The sequence below is a fragment of the Eisenbergiella sp. OF01-20 genome (assembly GCF_003478085.1).
Taxonomy (GTDB): domain Bacteria; phylum Bacillota; class Clostridia; order Lachnospirales; family Lachnospiraceae; genus Eisenbergiella.
The window spans coordinates 64,007-79,939 of sequence record NZ_QUES01000004.1; the positions used below are offsets into that span (position 1 = coordinate 64,007).

Consider the following 15,933-nt stretch of genomic DNA (forward strand, 5'->3'; position numbering starts at 1 on the left):
GAGGCTTGCATCTTGACGACAAAATTAGCGATGGCAGTCCTGATGACTGCTGACGAAATGACGCCCCGTCTTTTTGATCTGGATTTTCAGCTGCTGGCGGATGCCGTACTGTCGGTAATAGCCGTATTTGTGCTTTTCCTGGCGATGTCCTATTTTCTTTTCAACCCGGCGAGGGAATTTCTGAAAAAGAGACAGGACAAGATCCGGAACGAACTGGAAGAGGCGAGAGTCAGCCAGGAAGAAGCTGCCGCTCTTAAGAAGAAATATGAGGACAAGCTGGCAAATATCAATAAAGAAGCTGATGAGATCCTCAGCGCTACCAGAAAGAAAGCCATGGCCAATGAAACCCGTATTGTCGGGGAGGCCAGGGACGAAGCCGCAAGAATCGTGGCCAGAGCCAAAATTGAAGCGGAACTGGAGAAGAAGAAGGTGGCCGATGAGGTGAAGAAGGAAATGGTTTCCCTGGCAGGCGTGCTGGCGGGCAAGGTTATTGGAAGCACCATTGACGCTGCGTCTCAGGACAGCCTGATCGATGAGACTCTTAAGGAAATAGGTGATAGCACATGGCTAAGCTAGTTTCGGAAACTTACGGAGAAGCGCTGTTTAGCCTGGGGATGGAAAAGGGAGCCGTGGACAGCCTCATGGAGGAGATTGTTTCTCTTAATAAGATATTGGAAGGCAACCCCGGTTTTTCCAGACTGATGAATCATCCGGATATCGGAAGGGATGAAAAGCTTGCAATCCTTCAGAAAGTTTTTGAAGGAAAGCTTTCCGATACCATGTACGGTTTTCTGGAGGTGCTGATTCACAAGGGCCGTTATGGCGCGATTGATGATATTTTTACTTACTATACGGACAGATATAAGGCTTTCCACAAAATCGGGGTGGCATATGTCTCCAGCGCAGTGGCGCTGACCGACGAGCAGAAGGCCAGAATTGAAAAACGTCTGATAGAAACCACACAGTACAGCAAAATGGAGCTGCATTTCCGTCTGGATAAGGCTCTGATTGGAGGTCTGGTGATCCGGATTGGCGACAGGGTGGTTGATTCCAGTATCCGTACAAAGCTGGAAGGGCTGCAGAGGCAGCTGATGAAGGTACAGCTTTCATAACTGTCCGGCAGATGCGGAACAGTTACCAGTTTTTATAAAACAACCTGTGTAAACGGGAAAAATGGAAAACCGCCCCGGGGGCGGAAGTAGAGGAAGGTTAAAAGTCCATGAATTTAAGACCAGAAGAGATAAGCTCGGTTATCAAAGAACAGATTGAGCGATACTCCTCCAAGCTGGAAGTGGCAGAGGTTGGTACGGTCATCCAGGTTGCGGACGGTATCGCACGTATCCACGGACTTGAAAACGCAATGCAGGGTGAGCTTTTGGAATTTCCCGGTGAAGTATACGGAATGGTACTGAACCTGGAAGAGGATAACGTGGGTGCCGTACTCCTTGGCAGCCAGAGGAATATCCGGGAAGGCGATATGGTAAAAACCACCGGCAGGGTGGTTGAGGTTCCCGTAGGCGATGCGATGACAGGCCGTGTAGTCAATGCCCTTGGACAGCCGATTGACGGCAAAGGGCCTATACAGACGGACAAATTCCGTAAAATTGAAAGAGTTGCGTCCGGCGTTATTACCAGAAAATCAGTAGATACACCGCTGCAGACAGGTATCAAGGCTATCGATTCCATGGTTCCTATCGGAAGAGGGCAGCGTGAGCTGATTATCGGCGACAGGCAGACAGGAAAAACTGCCATTGCCATTGACACCATTATTAATCAGAAGGGGCAGAACGTTAAGTGTATTTATGTGGCAATCGGCCAGAAGGCTTCAACGGTTGCATCCATTGTTAAGACCCTGGAAGAATTCGGCGCCATGTCTTATACGACGGTGGTGGCATCCACTGCCAGCGAGCTGGCACCGTTACAGTATATAGCGCCTTACTCCGGCTGCGCGATCGGTGAGGAGTGGATGGAAAACGGCGGTGACGTGCTAGTGGTTTATGATGATCTCACCAAGCATGCGGCGGCTTACCGTACCCTGTCCCTTCTGCTGAAGAGACCGCCGGGACGTGAGGCATATCCCGGAGATGTATTCTACCTGCATTCCAGGCTTCTGGAGCGTGCGGCGAGAATGAATGAGGAATACGGCGGAGGTTCCCTCACGGCCCTTCCTATTATTGAAACCCAGGCGGGTGACGTTTCCGCCTATATTCCCACCAACGTGATTTCCATTACCGACGGCCAGATCTATTTGGAAACGGAAATGTTCAATGCAGGCTTCCGGCCCGCAGTAAACGCGGGCTTAAGTGTATCCCGTGTGGGCGGGGCCGCGCAGATTAAGGCAATGAAGAAAATCGCCGCCCCTATCCGTGTGGAACTGGCGCAGTACAGAGAGCTTGCCGCTTTCTCCCAGTTTGGATCCGAACTGGATGCAGATACCAAGGAGAAGCTGGCACAGGGCGAGAGAATCAAGGAAGTCCTGAAGCAGCCGCAGTACAAGCCTATGGCTGTTGAGTACCAGGTTATTATTATCTTTGCGGCTACCAACAAGTACCTGCTGGATATTCCTGTGACGGAGGTCACACGGTTTGAGAGCGAATTGTTTGAATTCCTGAATGTGAAATATCCCGAAGTGCCCGCCGCGATACGAACGGAAAAGGTAATCTCTGGGGAAACGGAAAAGACACTTATCAAAGCCATCGAGGAGTGCAAGGCACAATTCAGGTAGAAAGAACAGGTGAATTTGTATGGCTTCCATGAGAGATATTAAAAGGCGGAAGAGTACTATCCAGAGCACCCAGCAGATAACGAAAGCCATGAAGCTGGTCTCTACCGTCAAGCTGCAGAAGGCCAAAACAAAAGCCGAGGAATCCAAACCCTATTTCGATACCATGTATCAGACGGTGAAGTCTATTCTGGGTATGTCGGATAACATCAGCCATCCCTATCTGGACGGCGGTCCCGGCAGTAAAAAGGGAGTGATTGTCATCACCTCCAACAGAGGCCTGGCCGGCGGATACAATTCCAATATCACCAAGTTGCTCACCAGAGGCGAACTGGACAAAGAGGACGTAGTGGTTTACGCGGTTGGGAAAAAGGGAAAGGATACGCTGGAACGAAACGGCTACCATATTGCCGCCGATTATTCGGAGGTTATGGATGAACCCTCCTACCACGATGCCATGCATATAGGAAGGCGGGTACTCGAGGCTTTTGAAAAAGGGGAGATTGGCGAAATCTACCTGGCTTACACAGTGTTCAAGAATACGGTGGTACACATTCCCGTTTTGACGAGGCTGCTGCCTGTAAGTTCGGATCCCTCTTCCCTGGGAACGGATTCTGCGTCGGGCGGTTCTGGTTCGGCAGGGGATTTTGCAGAAAAAGCAGCCGGACAGACCGAAGAATATACAGGGCCTGAAGCGCCCATGAATTTTGAAATGGAAGAAGTGGACGCATTGGAGCTGCTGATTCCCAAATATATTACCAGTATGATCTACGGCGGCCTTCTGGAGGCTTCTGCCAGTGAAAATGGTGCCAGGATGCAGGCAATGGATGCTGCCACAAGCAATGCGGAGGATATGATAGATGATCTGACGCTCGCTTTCAACAGAGCCCGCCAGAGCTCCATCACCCAGGAGCTGACGGAAATCATTGCAGGCGCCCAGGCGATCAGCTAATGATCGCCTGCGATCAGCTAACCAATCGCTTGTGATTGGCCGGCGGCACTGGTAAAAATTAAGAAAGGAAAATGAACTGTAATGGCAGAGAATAAAAACGGAAAAATCACGCAGGTAATCGGCGCGGTTCTGGACGTGAAATTTGAACAGAACTGCCTGCCGGATATCAATGAAGCGCTGAAAATTCCTACCAGAAGCGGCGGCACGCTCGTAGTGGAGGTTGCCCAGCATCTGGGTGACGATATTGTACGCTGTGTTGCCATGGGTTCCACAGACGGACTGGTGAGGGGGATGGATGTAATAGCTACAGGCGCCCCTATCTGCGTACCGGTGGGAGAAAAGACACTGGGACGTATGTTCAACGTTTTGGGAGAACCGATTGATAACCTGCCTGCTCCTTCCGGCGTAAGTTATGAGCCTATCCACAGGCCAGCCCCGGAATTTGAAGAGCAGTCTACGGAAACGGAGCTGCTGGAGACAGGTATTAAGGTAGTGGATTTGCTATGCCCTTATCAGAAGGGCGGTAAGATCGGCCTTTTCGGAGGAGCCGGGGTTGGAAAAACAGTCCTGATCCAGGAATTAATCCGTAATATCGCTACCGAGCACGGCGGATACTCCGTATTCACCGGTGTTGGGGAGCGTACCAGGGAAGGAAACGATCTCTATTATGAAATGAAGGAATCCGGAGTTATTGATAAAACCACCATGGTGTTCGGGCAGATGAATGAACCCCCGGGAGCCAGAATGAGGGTGGGGCTTTCCGGTCTGACAATGGCGGAATACTTCCGTGATAAAGGCGGTAAAGACGTCCTTTTATTCATTGACAATATTTTCCGGTTCACCCAGGCGGGTTCCGAAGTGTCCGCACTTTTAGGACGTATGCCCTCAGCGGTGGGATACCAGCCTACCCTGCAGACGGAAATGGGCGCTTTGCAGGAACGTATTACTTCCACAAAGAACGGTTCCATCACATCCGTACAGGCTGTGTATGTCCCTGCGGATGACCTTACGGATCCGGCGCCGGCGACAACCTTCGCCCATCTGGATGCCACAACCGTACTTTCCCGTTCCATCGTGGAGCTGGGTATTTACCCTGCGGTGGATCCCCTGGAATCCACTTCCAGGATCCTGGATCCTAGAATTGTAGGCGAGGAGCACTACCGGGTAGCCAGAGGAGTGCAGGAGCTGCTCCAGCGTTATAATGAGCTGCAGGATATCATCGCCATCCTGGGTATGGACGAGCTTTCCGAAGAGGACAAGCTGGTGGTTTCCCGTGCGAGAAAGGTACAGAGATTCCTTTCCCAGCCGTTCTTCGTGGCAGGACAGTTTACCGGTATGGAAGGAAAGTATGTTCCTATTTCCGAAACCATCCGCAGCTTCCGCGAAATTCTGGACGGAGAGCACGACGATATCCCGGAAAGCTATTTCCTCAATGCAGGAAGTATTGATGATGTGCGGGAGCGTGCTGGCACACTCGTGCATTCGTAAACAGAGGTGCATTTATGGCAGAAGACAGGAACTTTACATTGAAAATCATCACGCCGGAACGGGTTTTTTACGACGGCCCGGTAAGCATGGTGGAGTTCAATACTACGGAAGGGGCAATTGGTATCTACAAGGGCCATATCCCTATGACCGTTATGATCAAGCCGGGTATTCTTACGATCACGACCGGGGAGGGCAGGCGGGAAGCCGCGTTGCATGCCGGTTTCGTGGAAATTCTGCAGGAAAAGGTGACCGTACTTGCAGAAGTCGTGGAATGGCCCGAGGAAATTGATGAAAACCGTGCCAAAGCAGCGCTGGAGAGGGCTGAGGAACGTATCAGACGGCATGAGCCGAATACGGATCTGGCAAGGGCTGAGACTGCTTTGGACAGAGCAATAGCACGTATTAATGTTTTAAAATAGGCGGGGAGAAAGCAGGTGTAGTCAGACGGGGCAGAGAGTCCCGTATGGAGTATACCTGCTTTTTCTCTAAGGATGCCCCGGCCTGGCATCCGTTGTTTCCAAAAGGTTTGCATGGGAGGATGGCATATGCGTGAGGATGTAAGTAAGGTTCTTGAAAATGTAGGGAAGGTGATAATCGGAAAAGAGGAGGTGCTGGAAAAGCTTCTGGCGGGACTTCTGGCCGGCGGACACGTGCTTTTAGAGGATGTGCCGGGGACAGGGAAAACGAAAATGGCAAAAGCGCTTTCCGCTTCGCTCGGAGTGAAGTTTGGGAGAATCCAGTTTACACCGGATATGCTTCCTGCGGACATAACGGGAATGCATATATACAGCAGGGAAACGGAACGTTTTGAATGGAAGGAAGGGCCTGTATTTACCAATGTCCTGCTGGCGGATGAAATCAACCGGGCCACACCCAGGACCCAGGCAGGTCTGCTGGAATGCATGGAAGAACGGCAGGTGACGGTTGACGGGGAAACAAGGAAAATGGAAGAGCCGTTTTTTGTAATCGCCACCCAGAATCCGGTAGAAACGGCAGGGACCTTTCCGCTGCCGGAGGCGCAGACCGATCGGTTCATCATGAAGCTGTCCATGGGACTTCCCGACAGAGAAGAGGAAATCCGGATCCTGGAAACCTACAAGGACAGGGATCCCCTGCCTTGGCTGCGTCCGGAGATGTCCCGGGAAGAGCTGCTTTCCATCAAAGAGGAGGCGGAAAAAATATATGTACATCCCCTTATAAACGGTTATCTGGCGGATATTGCCCTGGCGACACGGAAGCAGGAGAAGGTGGTTATGGGGGTAAGTCCCAGAGGGACGCTGGCGCTTATGCGCTGCGCCAAAGCCCGGGCCTGTATGGAAGGCCGGAGTTATGTCATCCCGGATGATGTAAAAAAGCTGGCATCCGCGGTACTGGCCCACAGGCTGATGTTTTCCTTTGGCAGAAGCAGACAGGAAGAAGCGGTGAAGCTTATGGAGGATATTCTCGCAGGCGTGCCCGTGCCCGTGGAAGATTTTAGTGACAGTTCAGAAGGATCTGCGCATTTCTTGCGCAGGCCGTAAGAAAGCGTGGTGGGAACGCTATGCTGATTATCTGGATTGTGTTCGGCGCCGTATTTCTGTTCTGTTTTCAGAAGTGGATTTATGGGCGTTACTGGGAAAAGGATCTTTCCGTGGAGCTGGCCTTTTCGAAAGAAAGTGCGGTAGCGGGTGAAGTTTGCCAGCTTTCGGAGCGGGTGGAAAACAGGAAGCTGCTTCCGCTTCCAATGCTGAAGGTCAAATTTCAGGTTTCCAGGAAACTCCGGTTTCCGGACGAAGGCGAAGGGGCGGTAACCGATAAATATTACCGGAATGATATCCTGTCCCTGGGTCCAAGGCAGCGGGTGATACGGATAATCCCTTTTACCTGCGGGGCCAGAGGCTATTACCGGATCAGGGGGCTGGATCTGGTGGCGGCCGATTTGTTCCTTACGAGGGAAATGATAGCGGAAGCCGAAGCGGACAGCACGCTGTATGTGTATCCGGCCCCGGCGGAAGGGGTGCAGCTGGAAAGCGCCCTGCAGAAGCTGAACGGGGAGATACTTGCTAAAAGACATATGCTGGAGGATCCTTTTGAATACCGGGGAATCCGGGAATATGCCCCCTGTGATGAGATGAAAACCATCAACTGGAAGGCTACGGCGCGTATGGGCGAACTGATGGTGAATATGAGGAATTATACCTCCCTCCGCGCGGTGCGTATTTTCGTAAACCTGGCGGACTCCGGAATCCTGAAAAACGAAAAGCTGGTGGAACTGTGTATTTCCATTGCCGTCAGATTCGCAGGGGAATTGCTGGGACAGGGGATCCGTGCGGCTGTTTATGCCAACGGGAAGGATATCCTTACCGGGGATCCCATGAAAATCCAGCCAGGTGCAGGCCCGGGACATATGGAAAGCATAAACAGGGCGTTTGCCAGAATCAGCCTGGAGGAAGGGGTATATCCCTTCGGCGGGATTTTCAGGCGGGAGCTGGAGGAAGAAGGGAAGGATACAGCTACCTTGTTCCTGTCGGCTGACAGAAGCCCGGAATTCCAGGAAGATATCCGTGTGTTTGCCAGGACAGGTACGGATTTTACCTGGATGTGCCCGCTCCTGCCCCGGATGGAAAGCCATGTGGAGGGGGAGGAAGCGCTGCATTTTGTCAGACTGGACGCGGAGGATATGCTGCATGGAAAATAAATGGATGAATTACAGCTGTCAGGTGTTGGATACCGTGATGAATTTCCTGATAGTATTTTGCCTGGAAACCTTTGTGTTTGCTTCTTTTTCCAATCTGGAGAGCCTTGTAGGCGAAGCCGGGTCCGGGGTACAGACACCGGGGCTCCTGCGTCAGGTTCTTTTTCTTGCCGTCCCCCTTCTGTTTCTTATCATCCGGGAGAAGGCGGGGCATTTCCTGACCTTCGTGGCATGTCATGCTGCAGGGGCAGCCGCCGCTGTATTCCTTCTGGGAAATGGGGGGATGCAGAAAGTGGTTTTCGGCATTCTGGCCGGGGGCTACCTTGTGCGTTCTTTTCAGCTGCGGATTGCCCGCCAGGAGGTCGGGGAAGGACAGCTGGGACCTGTCGCGGGGGGGATTGCCGCGGGAGCTTCCTTTCTGGCATGCGCTTATCTGGGAAAAGAAGCGGCATGCGGCCGGATTGTGAATACGGCCCTGCTTTATACGTTCCTTTATTTTGTATATTCTTATCTGGAGCATCTGGTCCGTTTTGTACAGTTCAACCGCAGCAGCAATGCCCATATTCCCGTAAGGAAAATGCTGGTGCAGGGCGGCGGCCTTGCAGGGATATTCGGGATGCTCGCGGTAATTATTCTGGGGGCGGGAACGAATAACCGCCTTGTGCGCAGCATGATGGATCTGGTGAAAACCGCCGCCTATTATGTTGCCAGGGCTATCGCCGCATGTATCAGCTTTTTCTTAAGCCTTTTTTCCGGTAAGGAAGAGGAAATCGCGGAGGAAGCGGCAGCGGCCGGACAGATGGATATGGGGCTGGGGGAAGCGGCGGCAACACCGGCCTGGCTGGAGCTGCTGATTCAAATAACGGAATATGTAGTGGCAGGCCTTACGGTGGCCCTGGTGTGTTTCCTTCTGTATAAGCTGGTGCTGGCCGCTATAAAGATGTTTTACGAAAAAACAGCGTTACAGGAAGAAGAGGAAGGTCAGGCAACGGAAATCCGGGAATCCCTGGCGGGCAGACGGAGAAAGAAAGAAAAGGAAAACCCCCTCCCTTTACTGGCCAGGACACCGGAACAGAAAATACGGAAATGCTTTATCCGGACGGTAAAAAAGCTGGGGCTTGCGGAAAGCGGCAAAACCGCAAGAGAAATGCTGGAGAAGGCCGATGCAGCCGGGCCGGAGAACGGGAACGCGGGAAAGGATCTGCTCCGCTTGTACGAAAAAGCCCGCTATCACGGCGATTGTACCAAAGAAGAGGCCGGATTGGCGGCACATGCGGCCAAAGCCTTAACCGATAAAACAAAAACAATATAAACCCTTTCCCTGCCGGATGCATAACATAAGATAAAGATGATTGGATGTTAAGCGCCTGAGGAAACCTTCAGGGGCGGAGCAGTCCGGAAAGGGAAAGTGATGGATGATATAAGAAAATTTCCGGGCAGATTTCCGGAAGAGCCCTACCGCAATGAGGACGAAGGGCGGAATATGCCGGGATACAGAGGATATCAGAAAGGCTACAGAGAATACGCGGGTAAAGGATACCCGGAGGATTGGAGGAACGGAGGTGCCAATATGGACTATGGCTGCCCCTATGGGAACTGCGGCAGCACAAAAAAACCGCTCCCCTTTTATATGACCTATCCTATGCCCATGTATTGGGACGAGGAGGATGATGCGGTAAGGGATTTGGAATATTTCCTCCAGCTTTATCCGGACGAAGCCCGAAGATACCAGAAAAAAATTATGGATATCCTGGACACCATGGATTACAGCGGAAGCATGATTTATGATGAATACCCGGATCGGCTGGCGATGTACCGTTTGAGCGAGGATGTCATTGATAAAATACTGCGGGAAGAGGAACGGGCATCAGAAAGCGCAGGAGAGGCATCCGCTAAGGCCTTTATGGAAAAAAGAAAGGCGGAAATGACGGAAACAGAGCAGGCATCTGAGCCGGCAGGCGGGGAAAACGGAGAACAAAGGAAGGATAATACCCTCCTGACGGAAAAAAACAGGATAGAAATCACCTCCCGCAGGGAGGAGGAACGCCGTCACAGAGGCGATCTAATCCAGGTTCTTCTGTATTATGAAATCTTCAGAAGAAGACATGGCAGGGGTGGTTCCTGCGGCATGTGCTCTTCAAATGGCAGAAGAAATAATGGATTTTATAAATTCTAGTTGTGCATTTTATGCAGAGGAATTAAAATAGATTCGTGATTAATAAGCCGGCCGTAAGGCCGGAAAGCTTGTTTTCAGGTAACTGTGCAGTTCCTTCACAGTTACTGCCAAAATCTATCTTAAATCGCCTCCGGCGATGGCTTTTGGCACCCTTGAATCACGTTCTTACGGTCTGCGCAGTAAATGCGCAGACCTGTATGGATCGTTACGTTTTTAGTAACAGTTTAGACAGCAAATGTGCTGAACGGATAGAACAGAGGTACTTTGGATGGAAGAATTATACAAGCTGTTAGAGGACAGCCTGACGGAAAGATTATATCAGATAAGCGCCGGAGGTCCCAGAGATAAAAGCGGGGATACCCGCCTTAAATTGCGGCCGGTCATGATAAAGACGGCGCTTTATTTCCAGCTGGAAAGCTATCGCGGCAACCAGGTTTTCCATGAGAATCTCACCGTTGGCCAGGCGATGGAAAAACTGGGAAAAGCCCTCACAGCTTCCTTCCGTCAGATGGATGTGGAGACTATGGATTATCAGGCGGTTGCTATGGTGAGCAAAAAGGGTAAGGTAACCATAAAGAAAAAAAACCGTGCCAGGGAGGAGGGCAGGGAGCTTTCCCACAACCGGTCGAAGAAATATATCCTGGAGGAAGGCCGGCCGGTTGCGTTTCTGAAGGATCTGGGTGTCCAGACAGAAGACGGCAGGATTATTAAAAGCCGATATGACAAATTCAGGCAGATTAACAGGTTTTTGGAATTTATTGCAGATATTATGCCTATACTTCCTAAAGACAGATGTGTGCGTATTATTGATTTCGGCTGCGGGAAAAGTTATCTTACGTTTGCCATGTATTATTATCTTCATGAGCTTTGCGGGCTTGCTATCCGTATTACCGGCCTGGATCTGAAGAAAGAGGTTATCCACCGCTGCCAGGGGCTTGCGGAAAAATACGGATATACCGGGCTGGATTTTATGCAGGGGGATATCGCCGATTATACCGGGGAAGACAAGGTGGATATGGTGGTTACTCTCCATGCCTGTGATACGGCTACGGACTATGCACTGTATAAGGCAATCCGCTGGAACGCCGGGGTAATCCTGTCCGTTCCGTGCTGCCAGCATGAAATGAACCGCCAAATCCGTTGTGATATCCTTCAGCCGGCTTTGAAATACGGCCTGGTAAAGGAACGTATGTCTGCGCTGCTGACGGATGCTTTGCGGGCAAACCTGCTGGAAGAATCCGGATATGACACCCAGCTGCTGGAATTTATAGATATGGAGCATACGCCCAAAAATATTCTGATACGGGCAGTGAAGCGCAACGGCGGAAAGCGTGTTGATACGGGAATCAATCAGATGGCGGATTTTCTGCAGGTGCACACCTGCCTGCAGGATTTGCTGGGCACTGAAAAGGAATGGGAATGAAGAAGACAATTATCAAGGGTTGCGTATTTGCAGCAACATTTATCGTGGTGCTTGTAGTGAGCAGCCTTTTTCTGAATAAAGGGAACACGGATATGACGGCGGAAATGAAGCTGCCGGAACTGCCTCTCGTTTATATAAATGTGGGAGAGGAACATGTGAATATGATGCACGGCTTCCTTTCCCCGATGGAAGAAAAATATATGAAGGAAAGCATCATGCCCATCGGAGTCGACAGAAGGCTTTCCCTGCGTGTCAAAAAATATGATCAGACCGTGGCTTCCATGGCTTTTGAGGTGCGAAGCGTGGACGGCAGCCGGCTGGTGGAAAACACGGAAATCACCAATTTCCGGGTGGACGGCGATACCATCACTGCGGATATCGTGCTGAAGGATCTGATAGATGAAAAGACGGAATACAGCCTGACCGTTCTTGTAAATTTGGAGGACGGCAGATGCGCCCGCTATTATACCAGGATCATCCAGGCGGAGGGCTATGGCGTGGAGGAAAAGCTGGAATTTGTCAGGGATTTCAACGCGGCTACCTTCAGCGAGGAATGGCCGGGAGGATACCGTGCCAATCTGGAGCCAAACAGCGAGGGGGATAATTCCACTCTGAGCAAGGTGAATATACACAGCAGTGAATCCCAGATTGGCTGGGCAGGACTTGAGGTGAAGCAGATTACGGAGCCTGTTTTTACCATCCGGGATATCACCGAGCAGACGGCTTCCATTACGGTGGAGTATCTGATAAGCTTTATCCGTCAGGGAAAAGAGGTTTTCGGCGTGGCCGATGAGGTATACCGTGTCCGCCAGGGAACGGACGGCACCATGTATCTTCTGGATTTTGAAAGAAACATGAGTGAGATTTTTTCGGAAGATAAAACCGCTTTTGTGGGAGACAAGATAGTGCTGGGAATAACGGATTCGGATGTGAAAATGATGGAAAGCGACGGGGGGAAGGTATTGGCATTCGCCCAGGCCGGAATCCTCTACAGCCTGAATATGACGGATAATAAGCTCTCCAAGTTATTTTCTTTTTACGATCCGGAAGGAAAGGATGAACGTTCCTTTTATGGCGGCCACGAATTTAAAATTCTGCAGGTGGATGAGGCCGGAAACGTTTTCTTCATGGTATATGGGTATATCAGCCGCGGCAGCAGGGAGGGTTACACGGGGGCCGAGGTATACCTGTATAACAACTCCCTGAATACCGTGGAGGAGCTGGCATTTATACCCACGCAGAAGGCGCCGGAAATATTTGAGGCGGAAGTGGAGCAGCTGGCCTATATCAATGGTAAAAATGAGCTGTATATGCTTCTGAACAATCAAATCAGCTGTATCCACCTTGACAGCCAGGCGGTGGATGTGGTGGCGGAGAATCTGAACGGCGACAGCTATCAGGTATCGGAAAGCAACCGGATGATTGCCTGGCAGGATCAGGGGAAAAAATACGAAAGCACCAGTCTGACCCTGATGAACCTCAACAGCGGGGAACGTGTGACAATCCCTGCGGGAAGCGGCAATTATATCATGCCTCTCGGCTTTATGAATGATGATTTGATATATGGGGTGGCCCGGACAGACGATGTAAGGCTGGATGCTGCCGGAACAATGGTTTTTCCCATGTACCAGATAAAAATCCAGAACGAGAACGGAAAAGTGCTGAAGACCTATGAAAAGCCGGGGGTCTATGTGACCGGCTGCAGCATGAATGAGAACCAGATCAACTTGAAACGTGTGGAAAAGGAGGAACAGGGAAATTATATCCCCTGTGAGGATGATCAGATAGTAAACGGCGTGGTGAATGTCCAGAGAAGCAATAAGGTTATCAGCATTCCCATGGAGGAGTACAAGAATATTACGGAAATCCAGATGAAATCCGCGCTCGACGGGAAAAAGCTTAAATTCCTTACTCCAAGAGAGGTATTGTATGAAGGCAGCAGGGAAATCCATATCCCTGCGTCCCGGATAACAGCAGAGAACTATTATGTATACAGCCCCGGCGGGGAAGTGACCATTGTTCCCACGGCCGGTGAGGCGATCAACCTGGCCTATGATACGGCTGGTACGGTGACAGGGGAAAGCGGTGCCTATATCTGGAGAAGGGGAAGGATTAATACCAAAAACCAGATCATGGCGATTGAGGGTGTCCCCGTTACGGAGGAGAAAAACAGTCTGGCTGTGTGCCTGGATTCCATATTCTCTTATGAAGGTATCATGAGGAATTCGGATTATCTGCTTGCCCAGGGAAAGACAGTGCAGGAGGTTCTGGAAGAGAATCTGGAAAATGCACAGGTACTGGATTTATCAGGCTGTACCCTGGAAAGCGTGCTTTATTATCCGGACAGGGAAATTCCTGTGCTGGCTATTCTGGGAGATGGAAGTGCGGTTCTTATCATCGGTTTTAATGAAACAAATGTGGTGCTGATGAATCCGGAAACAGGTACGGTTTACAAGATGGGAATGAATGATGCCGCCCAATGGTTCGAAGAAACCGGCTGCCACTTCCTGTCCTATGTGAAGAAATAACAGACGTCGTATACCGGGCCCCATTCTCCCCATGGAAGAATGGGGCTCTTTCTTATAGACGGGAAATCCCCAAAATACAGGGGCTGCAACCGATAGTTGCGGCAATGAAAAGCAGAATTGGTAGTGCAACTTCAGGGGTTTCCCTTATAATGCAGGAAGTCGGGAACCCAAAAGTTCCATAAAAGGCAGGAGGACTTATCGTATGAATATTGAAATTGCCAACAGGCTTGTCACCTTAAGAAAACAGAACAGCTTCTCCCAGGAAGCACTTGCTGAAAAGCTGGGCATAAGCCGGCAGGCGGTGAGTAAATGGGAGCGGGCGGAGGCCTCTCCTGATACGGATAATCTGATTCTGCTTTCCAGAATCTATGGGATATCCATGGATGAGCTTCTGCGCACGGAAGATGAGATTCCGGTTTCTTATATAGAAGATCCCGGATTGGGCAGGGAAGAAAGGGGGATGCAGACTCCGGATATGCAATTGACAGAGACACAAACCCCGGATATGCGGTTAACGGAAATACAGGATAAGGCGTTTGCGGAAGAAGAAGGGGATTATGTCCATATAGGGCTGGACGGTATCCATTGCAGGGACAAGGACAATGAGGTATATATCGGCTGGAAAGGGATTCATGTCACCGGGAAGGATGAGGATGAGGTTCACTTGGATTCCGATGGCATCTATGTGAATGGGAAGCGGTATGACAGCCACCTTTTCTGGGAATGGGCCGGATCCGAATTTCCCTTCACCCTGCTGGTAATCACAGCGTTTATTGTGATAGGTGTGCTTACCGGAGCCTGGCATCCCGCCTGGGTCATCTTTTTGACCATACCCCTGTTCCATTCCTGTGTGGAGGCTTTCCGACGAAAGGATATGGGCAGATTCGCTTTCCCTGTCCTGGTGATGCTGGTATATCTTCTTCTCGGTATTTTTAAAGGGCTTTGGCATCCGGGCTGGCTGCTGTTTTTGGCCGTTCCGGTCTACTACGCCGTGACCAGGTATATGCGGACCCGGAAAGAAAAGAAGGAAGAAACATATACGGAAGATTCCGGATCCTTATAATTTCCTTATATTTTCCTGTTACACTCCTGTATATAGAAAGCACAGGAGGCAAAAGGATATGAAAAATGTAATATGCAAAAAAGGATTCACGGATTTCCAGCTGAAATGGCTGGCTCTGATACTTATGGTGATGGATCATATCCATTATTTTTTCGGATTTACAGGGAAGATACCGGACTGGTTTTCCATGCTGGGAAGGCTCTCCGCACCCTTGTTTTTGTTCTGTCTGCTGGAGGGTTTTGTTCACACCAGAGACCGGAAAAAGTATTTTCTTCGGATTTACGCCATTGCCGTGGGTATGGGGCTGCTGCAGTTCTTTTTCCTTTCTATTGTAAGAAGGCCGGATGGCTTTGTCCCCCAAAACCAAATGCTGGCCACCTTTTCTATTCTGCTGGTCATGCTGCAGGGAATTGACTGGTGCGGACAGAAAAAATGGGGGAGAGGGCTTTGCGCGATCCTGTTTCCCGCGGCCTGGCCGTTTATCGGCCTGGGAATTATTCAGGTGGTTCCGGCTGCAGCCCAGGCGGTAATCCTTCTGCACTATTCCATACTCCCCATGCATTTGTCCATCATGGACGGCGGGACTTATTTTATTCTGGAAGGCATCCTTCTGTATGCATTCCGGAAGCGGCGTGCGCTTCAGGCGGTTGTTTTTTTTGTCCTGGCACTTGTTCTGGAGGGGGTACTGCCGTTTCTTCTTACGCCGGGAGCGACGGCGGATATGCTGTTTACACAAATGTATGGCTGGATGAGCGGTTTTGCAGCAATTCCCATGTTTTTATATAATGGAAAAAGAGGGAAAGGCAGCAAAAAACTCTTTTACTGGTTTTATCCCGCCCATGTATATCTGTTATACGGGATATCCTGGGTGATGCAGCTTTTATAATCGGACAGGAGGGAACGGGAT

General features: G+C 50.6%; 14 protein-coding genes. All 14 read left to right on the forward strand.

The window, feature by feature from the left end:
* The first annotated feature begins 12 nt into the window (after window positions 1-12).
* The 14 genes from atpF (at window position 13) to DXA36_RS07360 (ending at window position 15,912) form a co-directional block, all read left to right on the forward strand.
* Entirely contained in the window at window positions 13-576 is a 564-nt protein-coding gene (atpF, locus tag DXA36_RS07295) for a F0F1 ATP synthase subunit B (RefSeq protein WP_118677824.1), read from the forward strand.
* A complete protein-coding gene (gene atpH, locus DXA36_RS07300; protein ID WP_118677826.1) occupies window positions 564-1,112 on the forward strand; it encodes an ATP synthase F1 subunit delta in 549 nt (182 codons plus the stop codon). Before atpF ends, atpH begins: the two co-directional genes overlap by 13 nt.
* Window positions 1,113-1,219: 107 nt before the next feature.
* Window positions 1,220-2,725 (forward strand): F0F1 ATP synthase subunit alpha, encoded by a 1,506-nt coding sequence (gene atpA / locus DXA36_RS07305; protein ID WP_118677828.1) that lies wholly within the window; start codon window positions 1,220-1,222, stop codon window positions 2,723-2,725.
* A 19-nt stretch (window positions 2,726-2,744) separates the two neighbouring features.
* Window positions 2,745-3,674 (forward strand): ATP synthase F1 subunit gamma, encoded by a 930-nt coding sequence (gene atpG, locus DXA36_RS07310; RefSeq protein WP_118677830.1) that lies wholly within the window; start codon window positions 2,745-2,747, stop codon window positions 3,672-3,674.
* Between the two features lie 81 nt (window positions 3,675-3,755).
* Window positions 3,756-5,162 (forward strand): F0F1 ATP synthase subunit beta, encoded by a 1,407-nt coding sequence (atpD, locus tag DXA36_RS07315; protein ID WP_118677832.1) that lies wholly within the window; start codon window positions 3,756-3,758, stop codon window positions 5,160-5,162.
* Between the two features lie 14 nt (window positions 5,163-5,176).
* Window positions 5,177-5,581 (forward strand): ATP synthase F1 subunit epsilon, encoded by a 405-nt coding sequence (gene atpC, locus DXA36_RS07320; RefSeq protein ID WP_118677834.1) that lies wholly within the window; start codon window positions 5,177-5,179, stop codon window positions 5,579-5,581.
* Window positions 5,582-5,707: 126 nt separating this feature from the next.
* Window positions 5,708-6,682: an AAA family ATPase gene (locus DXA36_RS07325; RefSeq protein WP_118677836.1), complete on the forward strand. Its 975-nt coding sequence runs from the start codon at window positions 5,708-5,710 to the stop codon at window positions 6,680-6,682.
* A gap of 20 nt (window positions 6,683-6,702) precedes the next feature.
* The gene (locus tag DXA36_RS07330; protein WP_118677838.1) at window positions 6,703-7,839 is read left to right on the forward strand and encodes a DUF58 domain-containing protein; all 1,137 of its coding nucleotides are present in this window, start codon (window positions 6,703-6,705) and stop codon (window positions 7,837-7,839) included.
* Window positions 7,829-9,148 carry a hypothetical protein gene (locus DXA36_RS07335; protein ID WP_118677840.1) on the forward strand — a complete coding sequence of 440 codons (1,320 nt, stop codon included), beginning with the start codon at window positions 7,829-7,831 and terminating at the stop codon, window positions 9,146-9,148. The genes DXA36_RS07330 and DXA36_RS07335 overlap by 11 nt, the downstream gene beginning before the upstream one ends.
* Window positions 9,149-9,247: 99 nt before the next feature.
* Window positions 9,248-10,012, forward strand: a complete 765-nt coding sequence (locus DXA36_RS07340; protein WP_118677842.1) for a hypothetical protein — start codon at window positions 9,248-9,250, stop codon at window positions 10,010-10,012.
* Window positions 10,013-10,280: 268 nt separating this feature from the next.
* Window positions 10,281-11,435: a class I SAM-dependent methyltransferase gene (locus tag DXA36_RS07345; protein ID WP_118677843.1), complete on the forward strand. Its 1,155-nt coding sequence runs from the start codon at window positions 10,281-10,283 to the stop codon at window positions 11,433-11,435.
* On the forward strand, window positions 11,432-13,963 hold the full coding sequence (locus DXA36_RS07350; RefSeq protein ID WP_118677845.1) for a hypothetical protein: 2,532 nt from the start codon (window positions 11,432-11,434) through the stop codon (window positions 13,961-13,963). Before DXA36_RS07345 ends, DXA36_RS07350 begins: the two co-directional genes overlap by 4 nt.
* Before the next feature lie 202 nt (window positions 13,964-14,165).
* Window positions 14,166-15,026: a helix-turn-helix domain-containing protein gene (locus DXA36_RS07355; RefSeq protein ID WP_118677847.1), complete on the forward strand. Its 861-nt coding sequence runs from the start codon at window positions 14,166-14,168 to the stop codon at window positions 15,024-15,026.
* A 58-nt stretch (window positions 15,027-15,084) separates the two neighbouring features.
* Entirely contained in the window at window positions 15,085-15,912 is an 828-nt protein-coding gene (locus DXA36_RS07360; protein ID WP_118677849.1) for a TraX family protein, read from the forward strand.
* The last annotated feature ends 21 nt before the right edge of the window (window positions 15,913-15,933 follow it).

Bases quoted from the DNA above. Each gene is read 5' to 3' on its own strand.
- DXA36_RS07325 (WP_118677836.1), top strand. From the start codon at position 5,708: ATGCGTGAGGATGTAAGTAAGGTTCTTGAAAATGTAGGGAAGGTGATA.
- DXA36_RS07350 (WP_118677845.1), top strand. From the start codon at position 11,432: ATGAAGAAGACAATTATCAAGGGTTGCGTATTTGCAGCAACATTTATC.
- atpG (WP_118677830.1), top strand. From the start codon at position 2,745: ATGGCTTCCATGAGAGATATTAAAAGGCGGAAGAGTACTATCCAGAGC.
- DXA36_RS07335 (WP_118677840.1), top strand. From the start codon at position 7,829: ATGGAAAATAAATGGATGAATTACAGCTGTCAGGTGTTGGATACCGTG.
- atpD (WP_118677832.1), top strand. From the start codon at position 3,756: ATGGCAGAGAATAAAAACGGAAAAATCACGCAGGTAATCGGCGCGGTT.
- atpA (WP_118677828.1), top strand. From the start codon at position 1,220: ATGAATTTAAGACCAGAAGAGATAAGCTCGGTTATCAAAGAACAGATT.
- DXA36_RS07340 (WP_118677842.1), top strand. From the start codon at position 9,248: ATGGATGATATAAGAAAATTTCCGGGCAGATTTCCGGAAGAGCCCTAC.
- DXA36_RS07360 (WP_118677849.1), top strand. From the start codon at position 15,085: ATGAAAAATGTAATATGCAAAAAAGGATTCACGGATTTCCAGCTGAAA.
- atpH (WP_118677826.1), top strand. From the start codon at position 564: ATGGCTAAGCTAGTTTCGGAAACTTACGGAGAAGCGCTGTTTAGCCTG.
- DXA36_RS07330 (WP_118677838.1), top strand. From the start codon at position 6,703: ATGCTGATTATCTGGATTGTGTTCGGCGCCGTATTTCTGTTCTGTTTT.
- DXA36_RS07345 (WP_118677843.1), top strand. From the start codon at position 10,281: ATGGAAGAATTATACAAGCTGTTAGAGGACAGCCTGACGGAAAGATTA.
- DXA36_RS07355 (WP_118677847.1), top strand. From the start codon at position 14,166: ATGAATATTGAAATTGCCAACAGGCTTGTCACCTTAAGAAAACAGAAC.
- atpC (WP_118677834.1), top strand. From the start codon at position 5,177: ATGGCAGAAGACAGGAACTTTACATTGAAAATCATCACGCCGGAACGG.